Source organism: Luteimonas sp. 8-5, assembly GCF_029763755.1.
Classification (GTDB): domain Bacteria; phylum Pseudomonadota; class Gammaproteobacteria; order Xanthomonadales; family Xanthomonadaceae; genus Cognatiluteimonas.
Genome location: NZ_JARUVM010000012.1, coordinates 23,270 through 42,592, shown reverse-complemented (window position 1 = coordinate 42,592; position 19,323 = coordinate 23,270). Strand labels below are relative to the sequence as shown.

At 65.3% G+C, this 19,323-nt stretch carries 19 protein-coding genes; 8 read left to right on the top strand and 11 right to left on the bottom strand.

Annotation, left to right across the window (positions count from 1 at the left end):
* Positions 1–20: 20 nt before the first annotated feature.
* Genes QAA18_RS02575 through QAA18_RS02565 form a run of 3 tightly spaced genes read left to right on the top strand, consistent with a single transcriptional unit; the run spans position 21 to position 4,637 of the window.
* On the top strand, positions 21–2,933 hold the full coding sequence (locus QAA18_RS02575) for a molybdopterin oxidoreductase family protein (protein WP_279410780.1): 2,913 nt from the start codon (positions 21–23) through the stop codon (positions 2,931–2,933).
* The gene (locus QAA18_RS02570; protein ID WP_279410779.1) at positions 2,930–3,694 is read left to right on the top strand and encodes a 4Fe-4S dicluster domain-containing protein; all 765 of its coding nucleotides are present in this window, start codon (positions 2,930–2,932) and stop codon (positions 3,692–3,694) included. Before QAA18_RS02575 ends, QAA18_RS02570 begins: the two co-directional genes overlap by 4 nt.
* A 37-nt stretch (positions 3,695–3,731) precedes the next feature.
* Positions 3,732–4,637 carry a DmsC/YnfH family molybdoenzyme membrane anchor subunit gene (locus tag QAA18_RS02565; RefSeq protein WP_279410778.1) on the top strand — a complete coding sequence of 302 codons (906 nt, stop codon included), beginning with the start codon at positions 3,732–3,734 and terminating at the stop codon, positions 4,635–4,637.
* On the opposite strand, the gene hemC is transcribed toward QAA18_RS02565, so the two are convergent.
* Genes hemC through QAA18_RS02535 form a run of 6 tightly spaced genes read right to left on the bottom strand, consistent with a single transcriptional unit; the run spans position 4,634 to position 9,465 of the window.
* Positions 4,634–5,539 (bottom strand): hydroxymethylbilane synthase, encoded by a 906-nt coding sequence (gene hemC, locus QAA18_RS02560; protein ID WP_279410777.1) that lies wholly within the window; start codon positions 5,537–5,539, stop codon positions 4,634–4,636. The genes QAA18_RS02565 and hemC overlap by 4 nt on opposite strands.
* A gap of 44 nt (positions 5,540–5,583) precedes the next feature.
* The gene (locus QAA18_RS02555) at positions 5,584–6,309 is read right to left on the bottom strand and encodes a LytTR family DNA-binding domain-containing protein (RefSeq protein ID WP_279410775.1); all 726 of its coding nucleotides are present in this window, start codon (positions 6,307–6,309) and stop codon (positions 5,584–5,586) included.
* Complete coding sequence (locus tag QAA18_RS02550) at positions 6,306–7,370, bottom strand: histidine kinase (protein ID WP_279410774.1); 1,065 nt, start codon at positions 7,368–7,370, stop codon at positions 6,306–6,308. Before QAA18_RS02550 ends, QAA18_RS02555 begins: the two co-directional genes overlap by 4 nt.
* A 3-nt stretch (positions 7,371–7,373) precedes the next feature.
* Positions 7,374–8,069, bottom strand: coding sequence for an alpha/beta hydrolase (locus QAA18_RS02545; protein WP_279410773.1), 696 nt, complete (start codon positions 8,067–8,069; stop codon positions 7,374–7,376).
* Positions 8,070–8,119: 50 nt separating this feature from the next.
* Complete coding sequence (locus QAA18_RS02540) at positions 8,120–8,761, bottom strand: hypothetical protein (protein ID WP_279410772.1); 642 nt, start codon at positions 8,759–8,761, stop codon at positions 8,120–8,122.
* A gap of 2 nt (positions 8,762–8,763) precedes the next feature.
* A complete protein-coding gene (locus QAA18_RS02535; RefSeq protein ID WP_279410770.1) occupies positions 8,764–9,465 on the bottom strand; it encodes a hypothetical protein in 702 nt (233 codons plus the stop codon).
* Between the two features lie 147 nt (positions 9,466–9,612).
* On the opposite strand from QAA18_RS02535, the gene QAA18_RS02530 reads away from it, so the two are divergent.
* The gene (locus tag QAA18_RS02530) at positions 9,613–9,948 is read left to right on the top strand and encodes a hypothetical protein (RefSeq protein WP_279410769.1); all 336 of its coding nucleotides are present in this window, start codon (positions 9,613–9,615) and stop codon (positions 9,946–9,948) included.
* Positions 9,949–9,955: 7 nt separating this feature from the next.
* Positions 9,956–10,744 carry an NRDE family protein gene (locus QAA18_RS02525; protein ID WP_279410768.1) on the top strand — a complete coding sequence of 263 codons (789 nt, stop codon included), beginning with the start codon at positions 9,956–9,958 and terminating at the stop codon, positions 10,742–10,744.
* A gap of 4 nt (positions 10,745–10,748) precedes the next feature.
* Here the strand turns inward: QAA18_RS02525 and QAA18_RS02520 are convergent, their stop codons facing one another.
* From QAA18_RS02520 to QAA18_RS02500, 5 genes are all read right to left on the bottom strand, one after another.
* On the bottom strand, positions 10,749–11,852 hold the full coding sequence (locus tag QAA18_RS02520) for a hypothetical protein (RefSeq protein ID WP_279410766.1): 1,104 nt from the start codon (positions 11,850–11,852) through the stop codon (positions 10,749–10,751).
* Between the two features lie 5 nt (positions 11,853–11,857).
* Positions 11,858–12,379, bottom strand: coding sequence for a protein tyrosine phosphatase family protein (locus QAA18_RS02515; protein WP_279410764.1), 522 nt, complete (start codon positions 12,377–12,379; stop codon positions 11,858–11,860).
* A 255-nt stretch (positions 12,380–12,634) separates the two neighbouring features.
* A complete protein-coding gene (locus tag QAA18_RS02510) occupies positions 12,635–13,246 on the bottom strand; it encodes a hypothetical protein (protein ID WP_279410763.1) in 612 nt (203 codons plus the stop codon).
* Between the two features lie 64 nt (positions 13,247–13,310).
* Positions 13,311–14,147: a nucleotidyl transferase AbiEii/AbiGii toxin family protein gene (locus tag QAA18_RS02505; protein WP_279410761.1), complete on the bottom strand. Its 837-nt coding sequence runs from the start codon at positions 14,145–14,147 to the stop codon at positions 13,311–13,313.
* On the bottom strand, positions 14,147–14,986 hold the full coding sequence (locus QAA18_RS02500; protein WP_279410759.1) for a hypothetical protein: 840 nt from the start codon (positions 14,984–14,986) through the stop codon (positions 14,147–14,149). The genes QAA18_RS02505 and QAA18_RS02500 overlap by 1 nt, the downstream gene beginning before the upstream one ends.
* Positions 14,987–15,131: 145 nt before the next feature.
* On the opposite strand from QAA18_RS02500, the gene qatA reads away from it, so the two are divergent.
* From qatA to qatC, 3 genes are read left to right on the top strand one after another with little or no spacing between them, the layout of a single operon-like run.
* Complete coding sequence (gene qatA, locus QAA18_RS02495) at positions 15,132–17,090, top strand: Qat anti-phage system ATPase QatA (protein WP_279410757.1); 1,959 nt, start codon at positions 15,132–15,134, stop codon at positions 17,088–17,090.
* Positions 17,090–17,959: a Qat anti-phage system associated protein QatB gene (qatB, locus tag QAA18_RS12890; RefSeq protein ID WP_343226732.1), complete on the top strand. Its 870-nt coding sequence runs from the start codon at positions 17,090–17,092 to the stop codon at positions 17,957–17,959. The genes qatA and qatB overlap by 1 nt, the downstream gene beginning before the upstream one ends.
* The gene (gene qatC / locus QAA18_RS02485; protein ID WP_279410754.1) at positions 17,956–19,320 is read left to right on the top strand and encodes a Qat anti-phage system QueC-like protein QatC; all 1,365 of its coding nucleotides are present in this window, start codon (positions 17,956–17,958) and stop codon (positions 19,318–19,320) included. The genes qatB and qatC overlap by 4 nt, the downstream gene beginning before the upstream one ends.
* Positions 19,321–19,323 lie beyond the last annotated feature (3 nt).

Below are 19,323 nucleotides of genomic sequence, written 5' to 3'. Positions count from 1 at the left end.
CCGCCGTGCACAATGGCCGGATGCGCGAGCCCCTGCTCAACACCTCGCCCTCCCCGGGGGACGAAGTGCAGACCACCACCTGCTACATGTGCGCCTGCCGCTGCGGCATCAAGGTGTGGCTGTCGGACGGGAAAATCAGGTACATCCAGGGCAACCCGGCCCACCCGGTCAACCGGGGCGTGCTGTGCGCCAAGGGTTCGGCCGGGATCATGCAGCACTACTCCCCGGCGCGGCTGGAGAAGCCCCTGCTGCGGGTGGGCGAGCGCGGCAGCGGCGAGTTCCGGGAAATCGAATGGGACGAGGCCATGGAGATCGCCCGCTCCTGGCTGGCGCCAATCCGCGAGCGCAACCCGGACGAGCTGGCCTTCTTCACCGGCCGCGACCAGTCGCAGGCGCTCACCGGCTGGTGGGCGCAGCAGTTCGGCACCATCAACTACGCCGCCCATGGCGGTTTCTGCTCGGTCAACATGGCCGCGGGCGGCCTGTACACCCTGGGCGGCTCGTTCTGGGAGTTCGGCGAACCGGACTGGGACCACACGCAGTACCTGATGCTCTGGGGCGTGGCCGAGGACCACGATTCCAACCCGATCAAGCTCGGCCTGGGCAAGCTAAAGGCACGGGGCGCCAAGATCGTGGCGGTGAACCCGGTGCGCAGCGGCTACGGCGCGATCGCCGACGAATGGATCGGCATCCGCCCCGGTACCGACGGCCTGTTCGCCTTCGCCCTGATCCACGAACTGCTGCGCAGCGACCGCATCGACCTCGACTTCCTGGTGCGCTACGCCAATGCGCACTGGCTGGTGGTGCGCAACCCCGGCGGCGCCGACGACGGCCTGTTCGCACGCGACGCCGAAGGCAACGTCCTGTGCTGGAACCGCGACCCCCTTCTCCCGCCCGCGGGCGAAGGTGCCCCGCGCAGCGGGGCGGATGAGGGCCGCCCTTCTCCGGCAGACGCCATCGACATCTCCCCCGCCGTAGTCGGCGAGTACACCCTCCCCGACGGCCGCCGCGCCGTGCCGGTGTTCCAGCTCCTGGCCGAACGCTATCTCGATCCGCAGTACTCGCCGGACGCCGTGAGCGAACGCTGCGGCATCCCCGCCGACACCATCCGCCGCATCGCACGCGAGCTGGCGCAGGCCGCCTTCGACAGCAAGCTGTCCTTGCCCGTCGCCTGGACCGACGCCTGGGGCCGCGAGCACGCCGAGATGATCGGCCGGCCTGTGGCCATGCACGCGATGCGCGGCATCAGCGCGCACAGCAACGGTTTCCATACCTGCCGCGCATTGCACGTGCTGCAGATGCTGCTCGGCGCGGTGGACGCGCCCGGTTCGTTCCGTTACCAGCCGCCCTACCCCAAGCCGATCCCCCTGCCCAACCGCCCGGGCAAAACGCGCAAGGCCGACGGCACGCTGGACGCCGGCCCGCTGGGTTACGTGCACGGGCCGGAAGACCTGCTGGTGGATGCCGATGGCAACCCGCGCCGCATCGACCACGCCTTCTCCTGGTCCTACCCGCTGGCCGCGCACGGGATGATGCATACGGTGCTGCGCAACGCGCATGCCGGCAGCCTGCCCGGCAGCAGCGGACCTCGCATCGATACCTTGTTCATGTTCATGGCCAACATGGGCTGGAACTCGGCGATGAACACCCGCGAGACGCTGCACTGGCTGACCGACAAGGACGCTGGCGGCGAGTACCGCATTCCGCGCATCATCTATTCCGACGCTTACGCATCGGAGATGGTGGCCTACGCCGACCTGGTGTTGCCGGACACGACCTACCTGGAACGTTTCGACGCGATCAGCCTGCTGGACCGGCCGATCTCCGATGCCGACGGCGTCGCCGACGCGATCCGCCATCCGGTGCTCGATTCCGCGAAGCAGTCACCGGGCCGCGACGTGCGCGGCTTCCAGTCGGTGCTGCTCGATCTTGGCGCACGCCTCGGCCTCCCCGGGATGGTGCATGCCGATGGTTCGCCGAAATACCGCGACTACGCCGACTACATCGTGCGCCACGAGCGCGCGCCCGGCGTCGGCCTGCTGGCCGGCTGGCGCGGCGCGGAAGGCAACGAACATGGCAAGGGCGCGCCGAATCCCGCGCAGCTTGACGCCTACATCGCCAACGGCAACTTCTGGCGCGAGGAAATCCCGGAGCACGCGCGCTATTACAAGATGGCCAACCGCGGCTACCTGGAATGGGCGCAGCGCTTCGGCTTCGTCGGCTCGACCGCGCCGATCGTGCTGCAGTTGTATGCCGAGCCGCTGCAGAAGTTCCGCCTGGCGGCGCAGGGCCACGGCGCCGTGCAGCCGCCGGAACGCGACCGCGCGCGGGTCGCGCAGTATTTCGATCCGCTGCCGCTGTGGTACGAGCCGTTCGAGCACGACCAGACCAGCCGCGACGCGTTCCCGCTCAATGCGGTCACCCAGCGGCCGATGTTCATGTACCACGCCTGGGGCTCGCAGAACGCGTGGCTGCGGCAGATCGCCACCCGCAACTTCCTGTACCTGGACCCCGGCACCGGTGCCCGGCACGGCATCGCCGACGAGGACTGGATCGAAGTGACCTCGCACCACGGCACCATCACCGTGCAGGCGAAGTTCGCCGCCAACGTGCAGCCCGACACGGTGTGGACCTGGAACGCGATCGGCAAGCGCAAGCGCGCCTGGCGCCTGGCCAAGGACGCGCCGGAGTCGAAGCAGGGCTTCCTGCTCAACCACCTGATTTCCGACGTCACGCCAAAGGGCGATTACGCCAATGCCGACCCGGTGACCGGCCAGGCCGCGTGGTTCGACCTGCGCGTGTCCATCCGCAAGGCCGTGGACGCATCGGTGGGCGAAAGCGAGCCGCAGCTGCCGGAACTGGCCTACGCCGAGGCCGACGAACGTCCGCTGCGCTACGGCGCGCGCTTTCGCCACCAGGAGCATGACCGATGACCGCGCTGCCGGCCCCGCCCAAGGTCAAGCTCGGCCTGGTGATCGACCTGGACACCTGCGTCGGTTGCCACGCCTGCGCGGTGAGCTGCAAGGAATGGAACAGCGGCGGTATCGCGGGGCCGTTGACGGATACGGATCCCTACGGGAAGGAGCCGGAGGGGGTCTGGTTCAATCGGGTGCATAGCTATGAGGTCGCGGGGACCGGGGACCGGGGACCAGGGACCGAAGTGCAGCCTGCGATGACCCTGCATTTCCCGCGGTCGTGTCTGCATTGCGAAACGCCGGCGTGCGTGACCGTGTGTCCGACGGGTGCGAGTTACAAGCGCGCCGAGGACGGCATCGTGCTGGTCGACGAGGACAAGTGCATCGGCTGCAAGCTGTGCAGCTGGGCCTGCCCGTACGGCGCGCGCGAGTACAGCGAAGTCGAAGGGGTGATGAAGAAGTGCACCCTGTGCGTGGACCGCATCTACAACCAGAACCTCGACGAATCCGAGCGCCAGCCGGCCTGCGTGCAGGCCTGTCCCAGCCGCGCCCGCCACTTCGGCGACCTCAACGACCCGGAATCGGACGTGTCGAAGCTGGTCGCCGCGCGCGGCGGCATCGACCTGATGCCGCAGCTGGGCTACCAGCCGACCAACAAGTACCTGCCGCCCCGCCCCCGCCGCGCCGGTAACGAGGACTCCGACCGTGGGAGCGGCGGAAGCCGCGACCTTGGCAACACTTCGCCACTGAAGTGGCTCGACCGGATCCTCAATCGCTGACGCGATCGCGGTTGCCGCCGCTCCTACGGAACTCGCCATGCATCCCGCACTCTCCGTCATCTTCTTCACCACCCTGTCCGGCGCCGGCTACGGCCTGCTGGCATGGCTGGCGATCGCATCGCTGGGCGACGGCCTGTGGGGCGAACTGCGGATGGCGGCGACGCTGCTCGCGCTGGTCCTGGCCAGCGCCGGCCTGCTGGCATCGTTCTGGCACCTGGGCAAGCCGTTGCGTGCCTGGCGCGCGTTCTCGCAGTGGCGCACGTCGTGGCTGTCGCGCGAGGGCGTGGCCGCGGTCGTGACCTACGCGCCGGCATTGCTGTTCGCCGCCGGCATCGGCGGGGATGCCATGGCCGTCGTGTTGCTGCTTTGCGCGCTGGCAACGGTGGCATGCACGGCAATGATCTACGCCTCGCTCAAGCCGATCCCGGCCTGGCGCCACGGCCTGGTGTTGCCGGTGTACTTCGGCTTCGCGCTGCTGTGTGGCGGCCTGCTGCTCGCGGCCATGGTGGCAGGCCAGACGAGCGCTGCGCCAACTCCACTGGTGGCCCAGGGGGCGATCTTCCTCGCAGCGCTGATGGGTGCGCTCAAGCTGCGTTACTGGCGCGGCATCGACGGCGGCACCCTGCCCGCCACGCGCGGCGACGCCGTCGGCCTGCCCGGCCGCGACGTGGGCGTGTTCGAACGCCCGCACACCGAAGCCAACTACCTCACCCGTGAGATGGCCTTCGTGGTGGCGCGCGAACATGCGACCCGGCTGCGCGGGCTGGCGCTGGTGCTGTTCGCGGTGCTGCCGATCCTGGCGGTGTTCGCCATCGGCCGCATCGGCGATGTGCCGCCGGCGGCCTGGCTATGGCTTGCGGCGCTGGCCGCGCTGGCCGGCGCGTTCCTCGAGCGCTGGCTGTTCTTCGCCCAGGCGCGGCACATGGTGACGCTCTACTACTAGAGAAACGCTCCCGCGCCGGACTCGAGCAGCTGGCGGGCGACTTCGCGTCCCAGGGCTTCGGGATCGGCCGCGGGGCCATCGGCCGTCGCGCGCACGTGGCTGCCGTCGGTGGCGGATCCGACGAGGCCCTCCAGGTGCAGTCCGGAACCCGCCAGGCGCGCGAACCCGGCCACCGGCACATGGCAGCTGCCGTGCAGCGCGCGGTTCATCGCCCGCTCGGCTTCCACGCAGGTGCGGGTCGGGGCGTCGTCCAGCGCCTTGCACAGTGCCGCGATCGCATCGTCGCGGTCGCGGCATTCGATCGCGATCGCGCCCTGCGCGGGCGCGGGCAGCCATTCCGGCGCGTCCAGGCGCGCGCGGATGCGCGAATCGAAGCCCAGTCGCCGCAATCCGGCGCAGGCCAGGACGATGGCGTCGTAGTCGCCGGCGTCCAGCTTGGCCAGCCGGGTGTTGACGTTGCCGCGCAGGTCGAGCAGTTCCAGGTCCGGTCGACGTGCGCGCAACTGCGCTTGGCGGCGCAGCGACGAGGTGCCGACACGCGCGCCCTGCGGCAGGGCGTCGATGTCCCCGTAGCGGTTGCTGACGAACGCGTCGGCATGGTCGGCGCGGGCCAGGATCGCCGGCAGCGCGAAGCCCGGCTCCAGCTCCATTGGCACGTCCTTGAGCGAGTGCACGGCGCAGTCGGCTTCGCCGCGCTGCATCGCCACTTCGAGCTCCTTGAGGAACAGGCCCTTGCCGCCGATCGCAGCCAGCGAGCGGTCCAGGACCTGGTCGCCGCGGGTGCTCATCGGCACCAGCTCGACCTCGAGTCCCGGATGCACCTCGCGCAGGCGGGTGGCGACGTGTTCGGTCTGCCAGAGGGCGAGCGGGCTTTTGCGGGTGGCGATGCGGAGCTTGGGCATGGCGGAATTATCCGCTATCGCGGCTTCCGCCGCTCCCACGGGCCCTACACGATGCGCAGCTGGGTGCGGAGCTGGGGCAGGCAGCGGCGGCTGACTTCGAGGGGATGCTCGCCGTGGCGGAGCACGGCGTGGACGTGGCCGTCGCCGTCGCGGCGCAGCTCCATCAGTTCATGGCGGGCGACCAGGCAGTTGCGGTGGATGCGCACGAAGCGCTCGCCGAACTCGTCCTCCAGCGATTTCAGGGATTCCTCGATCAGGTCGCGGCCGCGCGCGTGGTACACGACCACGTATTTGTCCTCGGCCTGCAGGTAATGCACTTCCTCGACCGGGATCAGGCGCAGGCTGCCGCCTAGCCGCGCGCACAGATGGGTGCGCTCGGCACCTCCGGCCGCTTCCGCGTGCTGGCGGCCGGCGGCAAAGGTGCGCACCCGCTCCAGCGCAGCGGCCAGGCGTTCGGGACGCACCGGCTTGACCAGGTAGTCGATCGCCTGGGCTTCGAACGCGGACAGCGCGTGCGCATCGAACGCGGTACAGAACACGACCGCGGGGCGCGGCTCGAACGCGGCCAGGTGACGTGCAACCTCCAGCCCGTCGACGCCCGGCATCGCGATGTCGAGCAACACCAGGTCCGGATCGTGCGCCGCGCAGGCACGCAAGGCATCGAGCCCATCGCCGGCCTCGGCGACGATGTCGACATCGGCGACGTCCGCAAGCAGCTGCCGCAGGCGGTCGCGGGCAATGGGTTCGTCGTCGACGAGGATGACCTTCATGTCGTTGCGTCCGGCATCACCGGAACCCGGATCTCGCAACGATAGTAGCCTTCCTCGTGACGCGCCGTCAGGCCGGCGCGCGCGCCGAATGCATAGGCCAGGCGGTCGCCGATGCTGCGTTGTGCGTGCCGCGCGCCACTGCCGTCGTCGCCCTTGCGCGGCGCCGGCGCGGGATTGCCGATGGAGATGCGCAGCAGGCCGTCGTGCACCGCGAGGGAGATCTCCACGGTCCCGCCCTGCTGCAACCTGGCAACGCCGTGCAGCACCGCGTTCTCGACCAGCGGCTGCAGCACCAGGCGCGGCAGCGGCGCGTCCCATGGCAAAGGCTCTTCGCGCTGCCACTCCACCTGCAACCGTTCACCCAGGCGCAGGCCTTCGATCGCGAGGTAGCGCTCGGCCAACTCCACTTCCTCGCGGAGGCTGGAGTCGGATTCACCCGCGCCCAGCGCGGCCCGGAACAAGTCGGACAGGTCCAGCAGTGCCTGTTCGGCGACGACCGGGTCGCGACGCACCAGGCCGACGATGGCGTTGAGGCTGTTGAACAGGAAGTGCGGACGGATCCGCGCCTGCAGAGCATCGGCCTGCGCGCGCGCGCTGGCGCGCACCTGCGCCTGCCAGCCATCGATGGCATACAGGTAGCGCAGTACCACCGCGGTAATCAGGGCCGAGAGCGCGGCGCTGCCGAAAGCAAAGCGGGCAATGCCCACGTCCGCCGGCACCAGCGCATAGCCGAGCAGGGCGTCGACCTGGTACAGCATGGCCGCCCCGGCCAGCGCGACCAGCGATGCCGCGGCGATCGCCACGACCGAGCCGAGCACGACCGGCAACCGCGACAACGGCGCGCGCGACGCGCACAGCAATACCGAAATGGTCATCGCCAGCCACAGCGCGAACCCGCTCGCCGACAGGAAACGCCCTGTGCTCCACTCCGCCCCGCCGTCGGGCGCGAACGCCACCACCAGCACCGCCAGCTCGGCCACGCCGAACATCGTCGCCAGCCGCGGCAGCCGGCAGAGATCCGGAAGCCAGGGTTCGTCGGGCGCGCGGGCGTCGTGGCGCATGCGTCAGCCGCTGGCGAACCGCTGGTCGAGCCAGTCGCCGAGGTCCCGGATCTCCGCCGCGCAGACCGCATGGCCCATTTCGTAGGCGTGCCAGTCCACCGCGAACCCCAGCCCGCGCAGCACTTCCGCGCTGCGTTCGCCGGCAACGAACGGCACCACGGGGTCCAGTTCGCCGTGGGCCATGAACAATGGCTGCCGGTTCGCGCCCGGCTGCAGGTCGTCGCGTGCCTGCGGCGCCATCGGCAGGTAGGTCGACAACGCCACCAGTCCGGCCAGCGGAACGCTGCGGCGCAAGCCGGCGGCCAGGGTGATCGCGCCGCCCTGGGAGAAACCGGCAAGGATCAGCCGTTCCGGTCCGATGCCGCGTCGGGCTTCGCGCGCGATCAATGCCTCCACCTGGGCGATCGACTCGATCACGCCCTCGCCGTCGGCGCGGTCGCCACCGGCGAGTTCGTCGGCGCTGAAGTTGCGGATGTCGTACCAGGCACGCATGCGCATGCCGTTATTGATCGTGACCGCGCGCATCGGCGCGTGCGGGAACACGAAGCGCAACCCCGGCCAGCCCAGGCGCACCAGCTCCGGCACGATCGGCTCGAAGTCGTGGCCGTCGGCACCCAGGCCGTGCAGCCACAGCACGGTCCATTCCGGCGAAGGGCCGGTTTCGTGTTCGACGGTCTCGAGCAAGGCGGTGGCGTCCATGGCGGCATTGTATGGGCACCGCCATTGTGGCCGGAAAAGCGCGGCGACGGTTACCTGGCCGGCTCGGGCCCGAGCTTGAAGCGGCACACGTGGCCGCCGCGGACGATGCACTCCATGTGGTGCACGCGGCGGCCCGTGGCCTTCTCCATGTAGGCCAGGTCGAACTTGCAGACCTGCGGGTGCTGGCGCGCCAGGCCATGGAAGACGCAGTTGAAGGCCTCCACCTGCCAATCGTCGCCGTGGCGCGCGGGCACCGCTTCATAGCCCATCGCGTCCAGGCGCTGGGCCAGCGCGCGGGCGAGCGCCTCGCCACTTTCGGCTTGCAGCGGCGCCTGTGTCGCGGCCACCGTGGCGCCCAGTTCCTGCAACAGCGCGCCCACTTCCGCCTCGCCCATGCGCGCGTGCAGCTGCGAAACCAGGGCCGCGGCGATCGCGCCATAGTTGCGCGGGAACAACTCGCGCCCCTCGGCGGTAAGGCCGTAGCGCGCCTGCGGCCTGCCGCCGGTGGGGCGAGGTTGGAGCCGCTCCACCAGCCCGCGCACGGTGAGCACGGTCAGGTGCTGGCGCACCGCGTTGTGGCTGATGCGCAGCCGCTCGCACAACTCCTCGACACCCGCGCCCTCGCGGGCGAACAGCAGCTGCCGGAGCAGCCGCTGCTGGGTATCGCCGAACTGTGCGAGTCCGTGCGCCATGCTCAACTGGCCTTGTCGGGGAACTGCCTGGCGATGGCGCCGGCCAGCGCGTCGGCGATCATGTCCATGTGCGACTGCATTGCGGTCCATTCGGCCGCTTCGCCTTCGGTGTCGCCGGCCAGGATCAGGTTGATCTGCTGCGAATGGTGCGCACCGTGCGCCAGCAGCATTGCGCGCACGCCGTCCTCGGGCAGGTTCGGGTTGGCGCCGGCAAGGAACTTCGCGATCTCGCCCGCGTTGTTGCCCAGGTCGGTCATGGCCTTGCTGGCCGCGGCTTCGTTGCCGTCGGCGCGGGCGTCGTTCAGGGCCTTCACCGCGTCCCAGTGGCCGGCGAGCAGGTTGAGCATGCCGTCGCCGGCGGCGTCGCCGTAGAAACCGGCCACCGCACCCGCGATCTGCTTGGCGTTCTCCACCACCGCATCCGCCGCCGCCTTGGCATCGTTCTCGTTGCCGGCCTTGACGGCCAGCGCGTAGTCGCGGGCGTGGACGATATGTCCATGCCAGAGGTCGCGCATGGCGGCCTGCAGCTGCGGTGCAGCGACTTCGGCGGTGGCGTCGGACGCGGCGGCGTCGGTCGCGGCCGGCGACTCCTGCATGGCTTCATCGGCAGTGGCGTAGGCCTCGGCCGCAGGGGCAGCCTGGTTGCAGCCGGCAACCAGCGCCAGGGTCACGGCCAGGCCGAGGGGTTTGAGTGAAATCGACATCGAAAGGCTCCCGGGTACGTCGCGGAGCGCGACCGGCACAGCCTGGCCTTTCTGCGAGTCTACGCCAGAATGACATGTGTAAAGCCGTTGGAACAAGGGCGCTTACGGGCTTGGCATACTGTCTGCATGCTCATGAGGAAAGACAAAATGGCGACCTGGATCACCACCGCCATCCCGCTGATCCCGGAAGTGATCCGGCTGGCCACGCCGTATTTCTCGAAGAAGCCGGCCGATGGACTGAACCTGCCGGCCTCCGTCGCCGAGCTGCAGGATTCGGCCCGCACCAACGCCGAGGCAATCACGAAGAACGCCGAGGCGCTGGAAACCTTCGCCGCGAACACGCAGAAGTACATCGAGGCCTTGCAGACCAGCGTGGTGTCGCTGCGCAAGGAGCTCGCGGTCGCAAGGACGGTGGCGGTAGTGGCCGCGACCGCCGCGGCACTGTCGTTCTGCCTGGCAGCCTATGCGCTGGCGGCGGGATAGCAGGCGCATGTGCCTGGTTGCCCTCGGCCTGCAGCAGCATCCCGCCTGTCCGCTGGTGCTGGTCGCCAACCGCGACGAGCTGCACGCGCGGCCGACGGCGGCGGCGGGCGTCGATCCCGACCTGCCGGACCTGTATGGCGGCCGCGACCTGGTGCAGGGCGGCGGATGGCTGATGGTGTCGCGACGCGGGCGGCTGGCTGCCGTGACCAATGTGCGGGTGCAGCCCCTGGGTGCGAGCCATCCGCGCTCGCGTGGCGCACTGGTGCGCGATTTCGTGTCCGGCGCCAGCGATGTGGATGCATTCCTGGATGCGGTGGCGCCCGTCGCCGGCGAGCATGGGCCGTTCAACCTGGTGTTGTGGGACGGCCAGGCGATGGAATATGCAGGCAACCATCCACGCTTTGCCCGGCATCCGGTCGCGCCGGGCCTGCACGCCGTCTCCAACGGCCCGTTCGATGCGCCGTGGCCCAAGAGCAACTTCGCCAGCCGGGCCCTGGCGAGCTGGATGAAGAACGGCCTGCCCGCCGATGCGCGCAATGCGGACATCTCGCCCCTGCTGATGGCGCTCGCCGACGACACGCCGGCGCACGACGCGGACCTGCCCGACACGGGTGTCGGCCCCGAACTGGAGCGCCGCCTCTCCCCACCATTCGTGCGCGATCCGGTCTACGGCACGCGCTGCAGCTCGATCGTGCTGGTGCAGGCGCACGGCATCCGTTTCGTCGAGCGCAGGTTCGGCGCCGATGGCGCGGTGCTGGGCACCAGCGATGCCTGGATCGAGGTGGGTAGCTCCTGATCCGCTATTCCTGGTCCAGATAACGGATCTGTGTCGCGCCGCCGCTCTGCAGGATCAATCCCGTCCGTGCCTCGGGGATCAGCACAGCCACGGGATGCGAGGTATTGGCCCGGTAGCGCCACGCAACGCCCGCCGAAAGATCGACCAGCTCGATCCTGCCGCGGGTGGATTCGTTGCCGGCCAGCACCAGCCACGGCACGCCGGGCGTGTACGAAGCCCAGTGCACGGCCTGCAGACTGATCGGGTAGCTGCGCTCGCGGCGCCAGTCGCGCGTATTCCATTGCACGACCTCGGCCTGTTCGCCGGCGATCTTCGGCGACAGGTCGCGCCGTTGCGCTTCCGGCAGCCAGTGCACGCTGACCAGGCGCTCGCTGTTGTCGCGCAGCATTACCGCCAGGACGTCCGTGCGCGGCTCCTTGCCATGGGTATGAGCTCGACTGACGACATCCAGGCGTGCGGATTCGTCCTGCACCACCAACCGCAACAACAGCAGCTCGCCGTTGCTGCTGCCCACGGCGACCAGGTTCGAGCCCGGATCCATGCCGAGCGCGGTGACGCCGCCTTCCACGCGCAACGGCTCACCGACGATCGCGCGCCTGGAATGATCGTAGATGCGCAACTCGTCGTAGCTGGACAGCAGGTAATGGCCCGACACCGGAGCGGCGAGCAACGGTCCGCCCGACCATTCGCCCGGCACTGCCAGCAACAGGTCGCCGGTGCGTGCGTCCCAGACCTTGGGAACGCCTTCCGGATCCGTGCCCATCACGTTGGAGCCGACCGAACTGGTCAGGACGATGCCGTCGGCGGCGCCGAAGGCGATGTGCTCGATGCGGTAGGTGTGCGCCTGGCGCGTGATCCGCGCGTCGGGCTGCGATGCATCCCACAGCTCCAGGCGCCCGCTGTCGCGGCCGACGGCAAGGATCTTGAGCGTCGGATCGTAGGCGACCGCGGTGGCGTCGTCGTCCATGCGGCGATTCAGGTCGACGAAACCCTGGGTGAAGCCTGGATGGACGCCCGTGGGGCGCAACTGCTTCCACCACGCGCCCGCCGCCATCACGGCCAGCGCGATGGCGATGGCCGCGAGGATGGCCCAGGGGCGCGCGTGCATGCGGCCTACTTGCTGGAAACAGGGGCGACGCCTGGCGATGCGGCCAGCCGTTCGCGAACCGCGGCTTCGAGCGAGCGCAGTCCCCAGGCACGGCCCGTGGCGATGGCCTCTTCGACCGGCACGCCTTCGATCCACGCTGCGCGCAGCGCGGCCATCGCGCCGACCCTGTTGCCGCTGGCGCAATGCACGAGCACGGGCGCTTGCGCACCGGCCAGCAGGCGGTCGAAGGCTTCGACGTTGGCGCGGGTCAACGCATCCGGTCCGGAGATGGGCAGGTTGTCGTAGCCGATGCCGGCGGCCTGCATTGCGGCGGCCTCATCGAACTCCGGGGTCTCGCCGTCCTGCGCGAGGTCGATGACGTGGCGGATGCCCGCGGCCTCGAGTTTGGCGATGTCGCCCTGGGAGATACGTCCGGAAGTGTAGATGCCGCCCCCTGGATTGGCGGCATTCATCAGGTCGAGCCCGGCCGGATCGCCCGCATGGACGGCGAGGGCGAAGAGGCATGCGGCGATCGTACCTATGGTCATGGGGACGATTCGCGGGTTCATTTCCCCTCCTGGCTGCGTACCTGGAACTGGATGACTTGGCCCACCACCTACCGAAAAGCTGGCGCACCTAACTGATATACCGGGAATTCTAGGGAAAAACGAAGAAGTCGGGGTACGCGATCCGACTCACTTTTCGAGAGCCTGGACTGATGCGAAGCCAGAAGCGGCATCAGCGGCAAGGGCATCGGTTTGCTCGGCAGGCATCGGCCATCTTCTTACGCAACCATCTTAGCCCTAAGGACGCTTTACAAGCGTGTTCTCCAAGTGTGCACGCATGATCACAAGGCCCGGGCCTCCCATCTGTCCAAGGTACTGCACATACGGCTCGACACGCGCCAGCAACCGCAGTCCGCGCTGCTCGAAAGCGCGGCAATCGAAGTACGGCGAGATATTGTCCCGATACAGCTCAACGCTTTGAGCGAAGTAGCCCAGCACCTTGACATAGCTCTGCAGCGTTGTCCGAAAGACCTGCTCGCCGGAACTAGGCAGGGAACTCGCACCATTCAGCACGTCGCCCAAGGTGACATCGGATGTTAGGTGCTGTGCCTCCATTGCTTCCAGGTCGCGTCCGATCTCGATCAACATCCGCACGTGCTTGTCTTTGAGGTCGCCTTGAGCGACCTGTTCGAGCTGGTGATTCTGCATCAGCAGCGTAAGCACCAGCCCAGCGACCGTCAGAAACGCCAGTAGCGGGCCAGCGGTCCCGCCGAAGTAGGTGCCAAACGAAGTCCAATCATCGATGGTGATTGCAGTGAACGGCTTGCCGAGTGCATTGAAGTAGATCCATCCCGTGCCGGCGATTATGACAAGCGCCACGAGTACGAAGATCAACGCGATCCACTTCATATGCATCCCTCTTCGGCCCGCACGGCAGCAAACTGATCGCGGCCATAGCGGTCAGCCATTGACGCTACAGCCTTGGAAGGCCAGCAGCACGAATCGCCCGTTGCACTTCACGGAAGACATTATCGAACGCAGGCAGCTGGCTCATCTGATGTGTGAGCCGCCCGGACCAAAGTCGTCGCAAGCGATCTTCTTTGCCAGCGACCGCTTGTCCCAGGCCAACAGCCGTCCGCTGCCTGAAGGCAAGCTTCGCGTCCAGTTCTGCACGCAGTTCGTCCAAGCGCAAGTCGGACGATCCAAGCAGATACCAGAGATCATAGAGATCGCGGGGTTCATTACGCGCACGGTCGCTTAGTGCGACGAGCTTTTCGACAACAATTTCCTCGATCGCGTAGACGCGTACCGTCCCCGTCTCGGGCAGATCATCGAACGCATCATAGGTACGCAACACCGGCCGCTCTTGCAATGGGAAGCACAGCACTTCATTGATAGTGACGTCGACTTTGACATCGTTTGAGGCTGGCAGCGGTCCCTGGTAACGCAGATAGAAGGTGTGACTGTTCTGGTGACCGTGCCGATCCTCTCGATCGAAAGCGATACGCAACCCGGACGCCGATTCGATCGAGGCAAAGATCTCGGCGAGACCTGCAAGAATCTCCTGCAGGGTGATCGGCTGACTCAACGTGAAGTCTAGATCTTCTGAGAAACGGTAATCTTCGAACCAGCAGCGCCGCAGAGCGGTTCCGCCTTTGAAGACCATGACTTCGCGCAAGGGATGAACCGCCAATCCCGTGAGGAACCAAGCCAAGACGTAGTCGCGCTCAATGACCGACTCTGGAATGCGCCGTCCGCCAGCAGTGGTCAATGTGTTGGCAATTTTAGAGATGCTGCGTTGAGGGATCATCAGCCCAACCTCACGGCATCGAACTCTTCTGGCGTGATGTTGAGCTGAAGCCGCCAACGTGACACGAACGTGCCTTCCGAGGGCATCATCGGGTCCAGCCGTTGATAGGTGGCTGTCAATTTGGCGCGCAAGGGCTCCAACTGGTCGGCATCTGCAAGCTTGTATTGTTCCAGCAGAAATCCAAGTCGTCTAAATACGGCGCCTACGTTGATTCTCAACGCATAGTCCACCAGCCGGTCAACCTGGATGGTATCGCGCTTCATCCACAGGCCTTTGGCGATCTCGGTAATGCCGCCGGTGTAGGACGGGTGCCGCAGACCATCGATGATCGTGCGTTCCATGTCGCTGATCATCACAAAGCGTTCCTTATCGACCCAATGCTTGGTCACCCCGAAATTCTGCGCGTCGTTGATTTGGATGAACCGAAATTCGTAGCCACCCACGGTCTGAGGTCGGACGCGCCGAGTGCAAGATGTATAGATGGTGAAGTTGGGCTGTGTCGTCATCCGGTGCAATTCGAGCGCCGTGGCATGAGACAGGAAATAGGCGGCCGTACCCGCCAGTTCGCGTGCGATCAGGTAGGGAATATCGATGTGTTCCGTCGCACGACCCAGTTCGAAAGGCACAAGGTTGTATAGGCCGGGTTTGAGCCGGGTGACCAGGCCGCGCTGCTGGGCCTTGTGAACCAAGCTGCGCGCCGAACCCGCCGATAGACCGGTGATGGTCTTCACATCGGACAAGGTGAAGGTCGACCGACCTCGCTCATAGAGTTCGGTGAACAGCTGTGCCGCACGCGGCCCAAGCGTCTTGACCGGGGCATAATCATGTTTTGTGGTCAATTCGTGCCCCTTTAGGGACCGTCATGCGCATGAAATATAACTAATCTTATAACAAACGGCAAGTTCGTTCCTCAAGAGGGAACGAATCCGTCGCTTAATATAACGATGTAAGATGAAGGCAGCTACGGGGATGCGGGGGGAGCCAATGATCCTGGCCGACAATGAAACCAAGGTCGATCTGCTGAATAACGAGGCGATCGCCACCACCATCATCGGCTTGCTTCAAGAGCGTCCCGATCGCCCCGTCACGATCGGCGTTCATGGCGACTGGGGAGCAGGCAAGTCCAGCGTTCTGGAAATGATCGAAGCCGGCTTCGACGGCAACGATAAGGTGCTGTGCCTCAAGTTCAACGGTTGGCGCTTCCAAGGCTTCGAAGACGCCAAGATCGCCCTCATCGAAGGCATCGTCACAGGGCTAGTCGAGAAACGCCCAGCACTAACCAAGGCTGGCACCGCCGTCAAAGATGTGTTCAAGCGCATCGACTGGCTGAAAGTGGCAAAGAAGGCCGGTGGCTTGGCCTTGACGACGTTCACTGGAGTCCCCACGCCTGAGCAGATCAGCAGTATCGTCCAAGCGCTCGAAGGAATACTCGCCGATCCCGGGAAACTCGCGACACGTGAGAACATCACCGATGCCATCGATGGCGTGAAGTCGGTTTTGAAGCCAGCGGAAACCAAGAACGTACCGGAGGAAGTCGAGGAATTCCGCAAGGCGTTCGACAAGCTCCTGAAGGAAGCCGGCATCGAACAACTGGTCGTGCTGATTGACGATCTCGATCGCTGTCTGCCAGACACTGCCATCGAGACGCTCGAAGCAATACGCCTGTTCGTGTTCACCGCTCGAACTGCCTTCGTGGTCGCGGCCGACGAGGCCATGATCGAGTACGCCGTGCGCAAACACTTCCCCGATTTGCCAGAAACCACTGGCCCGCGTGACTACGCGAGAAACTATCTTGAAAAGCTCATCCAGGTTCCGTTTCGAATTCCGTCATTGGGTGAAGCCGAAACACGTATCTACGTCACGTTGCTGTTGGCCGGCGCGGAAGTCGGGGAAAGCGACGACGGCTACAACGAACTCATCAAGGTTGCCCGCGAGCGGTTGAAACGACCGTGGGCCAGCGAGCCGCTGGACAATGCAACCGTGAACAAGGCATTGGGTGACAATGCGAAGAAGGCGCATAACGCGTTGATGCTAAGCGATCAGATAGGACCCACGCTGGCAAGCGGCGCGAAAGGGAATCCGCGACAGATCAAGCGCTTCCTGAATGCACTCCTGTTGCGTCAGCGCACCGCGGATGCACGGGGCTTTGGCGACGAGATCAAGCTGCCGATACTGGCCAAGCTGATGCTTGCCGAACGCTTTATTCCAAGCTTGTTCGATCAGATTGCTACTGTGGCCGTAACTCATGCCAAAGGCCACTGCGAAGATCTAGCGCTTCTGGAAAAATCTCTGGCAGCGGTCGACACCGGTGCAACGAACTCCAGCACGAAATCCAAATCGACTAACGATGGGAAGGGCTCGAAGGCGTCGGCCACAGCACCGGAAAGCGTCGTTCTAACAGAATGGAAATCGTCGCCGGCAATCTTGTCGTGGGCGAGCGTGCAGCCCTCACTCTCCGAGATTGATCTTCGCCCCTATCTGTTTGCCACCAAGGACAAGAAAGACTACTTCGGACCCGCGTCCGTACTTGGCCATCTCGCCGTGGTCGCAGAAAAGCTACTGGGTGCGAAGCTATCAGTACAGGCACTGGAATCAGAACTGAAGTTGCTCGCACAGCCCGAGGCCGAGAAGCTGTTCGAGGCCGTGCGCGCCAAGATCATGAGTGGCGATACCTTCGACACCCAGCCTGCAGGAATCGATGGATTGATTGCCTTGATCAAAGCTCAGCCAAGCCTGCAGGGGAAACTACTGGATTTCCTTGAAGCCTTACCCAGCAGCCGGTGTGGACCTTGGGTGGTTGGAGGGTGGCAGTCGATTCTCAAAGAAACCGACGCCAAGGATCGGTTCGATCAATTGTTGGCGGGCTGGGCCAAAGTCACGAACAATCCGATGCTGAAAGCAGCCGCGGAAGGCACCAGCAAGACATCGGGGAAGAGTCGCTAATGGGGACTTCCACAGCGTATGGCGGCCCCGGCGGCGGCACGCCCCTGATTCCTTCCTGGCTTGGTGCGGGTGGTGGCGACAGTCCTTCACCCTCCCCGGACCGCGACGTTCCCGGCGGCGATGGCCCGGCACCTCCACCTGGCCCGCCTCGCCGCCCCCCTTTGCCCGCACCGGCAGATCCCGGCCGATTCACGGGCGCACGAACCAGTTTCACCCGGTTTGCGAACTCTGGCGGTAGTGACCGGGTCAATCTGGGACGCGCCGTATCACGTTATGTCTCAACCGCATCAGGGGGCGCAAGACAGGCCGCCCAGCGCATGGGCGCATCCAGAGGCGCCGGCACAAGGCTGCTCAGTTTCCTCTCCGACGCACAGGCACGCGGTGTTCGGGAAGCCCTGAAGACCCTCAATCTGGAGAGCCTTGCTGGCCTCCCTATCGATCAGGTATTCGTCGGCTTGGCCGAACACATCTGTCCGGGTGCAGGGACGGTCGACGAGGGAATTGCACGTGAAGCTTTTATCGAGACCATCATCGAACTTACTACCGTCGGGATCACCGATCTTGATGCCTTGACCCCCGACCAGATGCAAACCGTGTTCGAGCTTTATGCGACTCATGCGATCGAGGCGAGATTGTGTAACGACATCGGCACCAAGGCGATAACCGTCCCGGCCGATGCCCGAGCTGCGCTTCAGGTCCAGAAGCAACTGCACGATTTCATTCGGAACGGCGTCAGTGACGCTTTGTCTGAAGCGCGTGCGGCGACGCCCAATCTCACCCAAGATCGTATCCAGTCATTCGTTGATACAGTTTACGAACGCTCCTTCGCAATTCTCCAAGCCCTAGGCGATGCGGAGGCGGATCAATGAAAAGGCACGTAATCGTTGGCCGCTTCGGCCCCGGCGACCGCTCCCCCGTTCAAAGCGCCGACGATGAACAAGTTACGCGTTTGGACCTCGTCGCCGGCGACAGGATGCTGGACCACGGGATCGGCGGCGCATTGACCAGCCTAAAGCGCCTCGACGTGACCCCCTCTGAGATGGGTATCGACCTTTTGGTTCTTGCTGCCCATGTTCATGCGGCCGATACGCGGATATCACGCTCAGAACAATCGCAGGATTCCTGGACACGTGAGATCAGATTGGTGATTCCTGTCAGCGACCCGGCTCGCTGGCACGCGGCGAGTGGAACACTGGTCCAGGCGTTGAACTTCTTGACTGGTGATCGCTGGACCGTGGGCTTTCGAGCCAGACCTCGAAAGTTCAACAGCATCACCACCTCACCCGTCACGCTCCTTCCGCCGCCTTTCGATACTGTCAGTTTGTTCTCCGGCGGCTTGGATAGCCTCGTCGGAGCCATCGATCTCCTTGAATCCGGAATGACTCCCCTGTTGGTCAGTCATGCTGGGGACGGTGCGACGAGCGATGCGCAGAATCAGCTGTTTGATCAGCTGAAGAAGCACTACAAGAAGTCCGCATTCGATCGACTACGTGTCTGGATGGCCTTCAGCACGCAACTTGTGAAAGGCGTATCTACCGAGAATTCCACACGGGGCCGGTCATTCTTATTCTTCGCACTTGGTGTATTCGCTGGAACGGGCTTGGGTTCGAGATCTACGCTACGAGTTCCGGAAAACGGCCTCATCGCGCTCAACGTTCCTCTCGATCCGCTGAGGCTCGGATCCAACAGCACAAGAACCACGCATCCCTTCTACATAGCCAGATGGAACGATCTGCTCAGAGAGGTGGGGATCAATGCTTCGATCGAGAATCCTTATTGGAACAAAACCAAAGGAGAGATGGTTGCCGAGTGCGCCAATCAGGGCATTCTTTCCGACCTCGCTGCCGAATCTCTGTCTTGTGCACACCCCTCCAGTGGCAGGTGGAAGGGACGTGGCATCGAACATTGTGGGTACTGCTTGCCGTGCTTGATCCGCCGCGCTGCGCTCGACGCTGCCTGGGGAAGCGGCGTTGACGCCACGATTTACACTGTTCCCGACCTTCACGCGCACGCTTTGGACACGCGTGAATCGATCGGCCAGCAAGTTCGTTCGTTCCAGTTCGCCATCGAACGCATGCGGGCACAGCCAAGCCTTGCGAACCTCCTGATCCACAAGCCGGGCCCGCTCACCGATGAGATACCGAAGCTGGACCAGCTAGCCGGCGTCTATCGGCGCGGCCTCGATGAAGTCGCACGCTTGATCGACGGCGTTGAGACAAGACCAATCTGACGG

Bases quoted from the DNA above. Each gene is read 5' to 3' on its own strand.
- QAA18_RS02565 (WP_279410778.1), top strand. From the start codon at position 3,732: ATGCATCCCGCACTCTCCGTCATCTTCTTCACCACCCTGTCCGGCGCC.
- QAA18_RS02545 (WP_279410773.1), bottom strand. From the start codon at position 8,069: ATGGACGCCACCGCCTTGCTCGAGACCGTCGAACACGAAACCGGCCCT.
- QAA18_RS02570 (WP_279410779.1), top strand. From the start codon at position 2,930: ATGACCGCGCTGCCGGCCCCGCCCAAGGTCAAGCTCGGCCTGGTGATC.
- QAA18_RS02575 (WP_279410780.1), top strand. From the start codon at position 21: ATGCGCGAGCCCCTGCTCAACACCTCGCCCTCCCCGGGGGACGAAGTG.
- QAA18_RS02550 (WP_279410774.1), bottom strand. From the start codon at position 7,370: ATGCGCCACGACGCCCGCGCGCCCGACGAACCCTGGCTTCCGGATCTC.
- qatC (WP_279410754.1), top strand. From the start codon at position 17,956: ATGAAAAGGCACGTAATCGTTGGCCGCTTCGGCCCCGGCGACCGCTCC.
- qatB (WP_343226732.1), top strand. From the start codon at position 17,090: ATGGGGACTTCCACAGCGTATGGCGGCCCCGGCGGCGGCACGCCCCTG.
- QAA18_RS02525 (WP_279410768.1), top strand. From the start codon at position 9,956: ATGTGCCTGGTTGCCCTCGGCCTGCAGCAGCATCCCGCCTGTCCGCTG.
- QAA18_RS02520 (WP_279410766.1), bottom strand. From the start codon at position 11,852: ATGCACGCGCGCCCCTGGGCCATCCTCGCGGCCATCGCCATCGCGCTG.
- QAA18_RS02555 (WP_279410775.1), bottom strand. From the start codon at position 6,309: ATGAAGGTCATCCTCGTCGACGACGAACCCATTGCCCGCGACCGCCTG.
- qatA (WP_279410757.1), top strand. From the start codon at position 15,132: ATGATCCTGGCCGACAATGAAACCAAGGTCGATCTGCTGAATAACGAG.
- hemC (WP_279410777.1), bottom strand. From the start codon at position 5,539: ATGCCCAAGCTCCGCATCGCCACCCGCAAAAGCCCGCTCGCCCTCTGG.
- QAA18_RS02515 (WP_279410764.1), bottom strand. From the start codon at position 12,379: ATGACCATAGGTACGATCGCCGCATGCCTCTTCGCCCTCGCCGTCCAT.
- QAA18_RS02510 (WP_279410763.1), bottom strand. From the start codon at position 13,246: ATGAAGTGGATCGCGTTGATCTTCGTACTCGTGGCGCTTGTCATAATC.
- QAA18_RS02535 (WP_279410770.1), bottom strand. From the start codon at position 9,465: ATGTCGATTTCACTCAAACCCCTCGGCCTGGCCGTGACCCTGGCGCTG.
- QAA18_RS02530 (WP_279410769.1), top strand. From the start codon at position 9,613: ATGGCGACCTGGATCACCACCGCCATCCCGCTGATCCCGGAAGTGATC.
- QAA18_RS02505 (WP_279410761.1), bottom strand. From the start codon at position 14,147: ATGATCCCTCAACGCAGCATCTCTAAAATTGCCAACACATTGACCACT.
- QAA18_RS02540 (WP_279410772.1), bottom strand. From the start codon at position 8,761: ATGGCGCACGGACTCGCACAGTTCGGCGATACCCAGCAGCGGCTGCTC.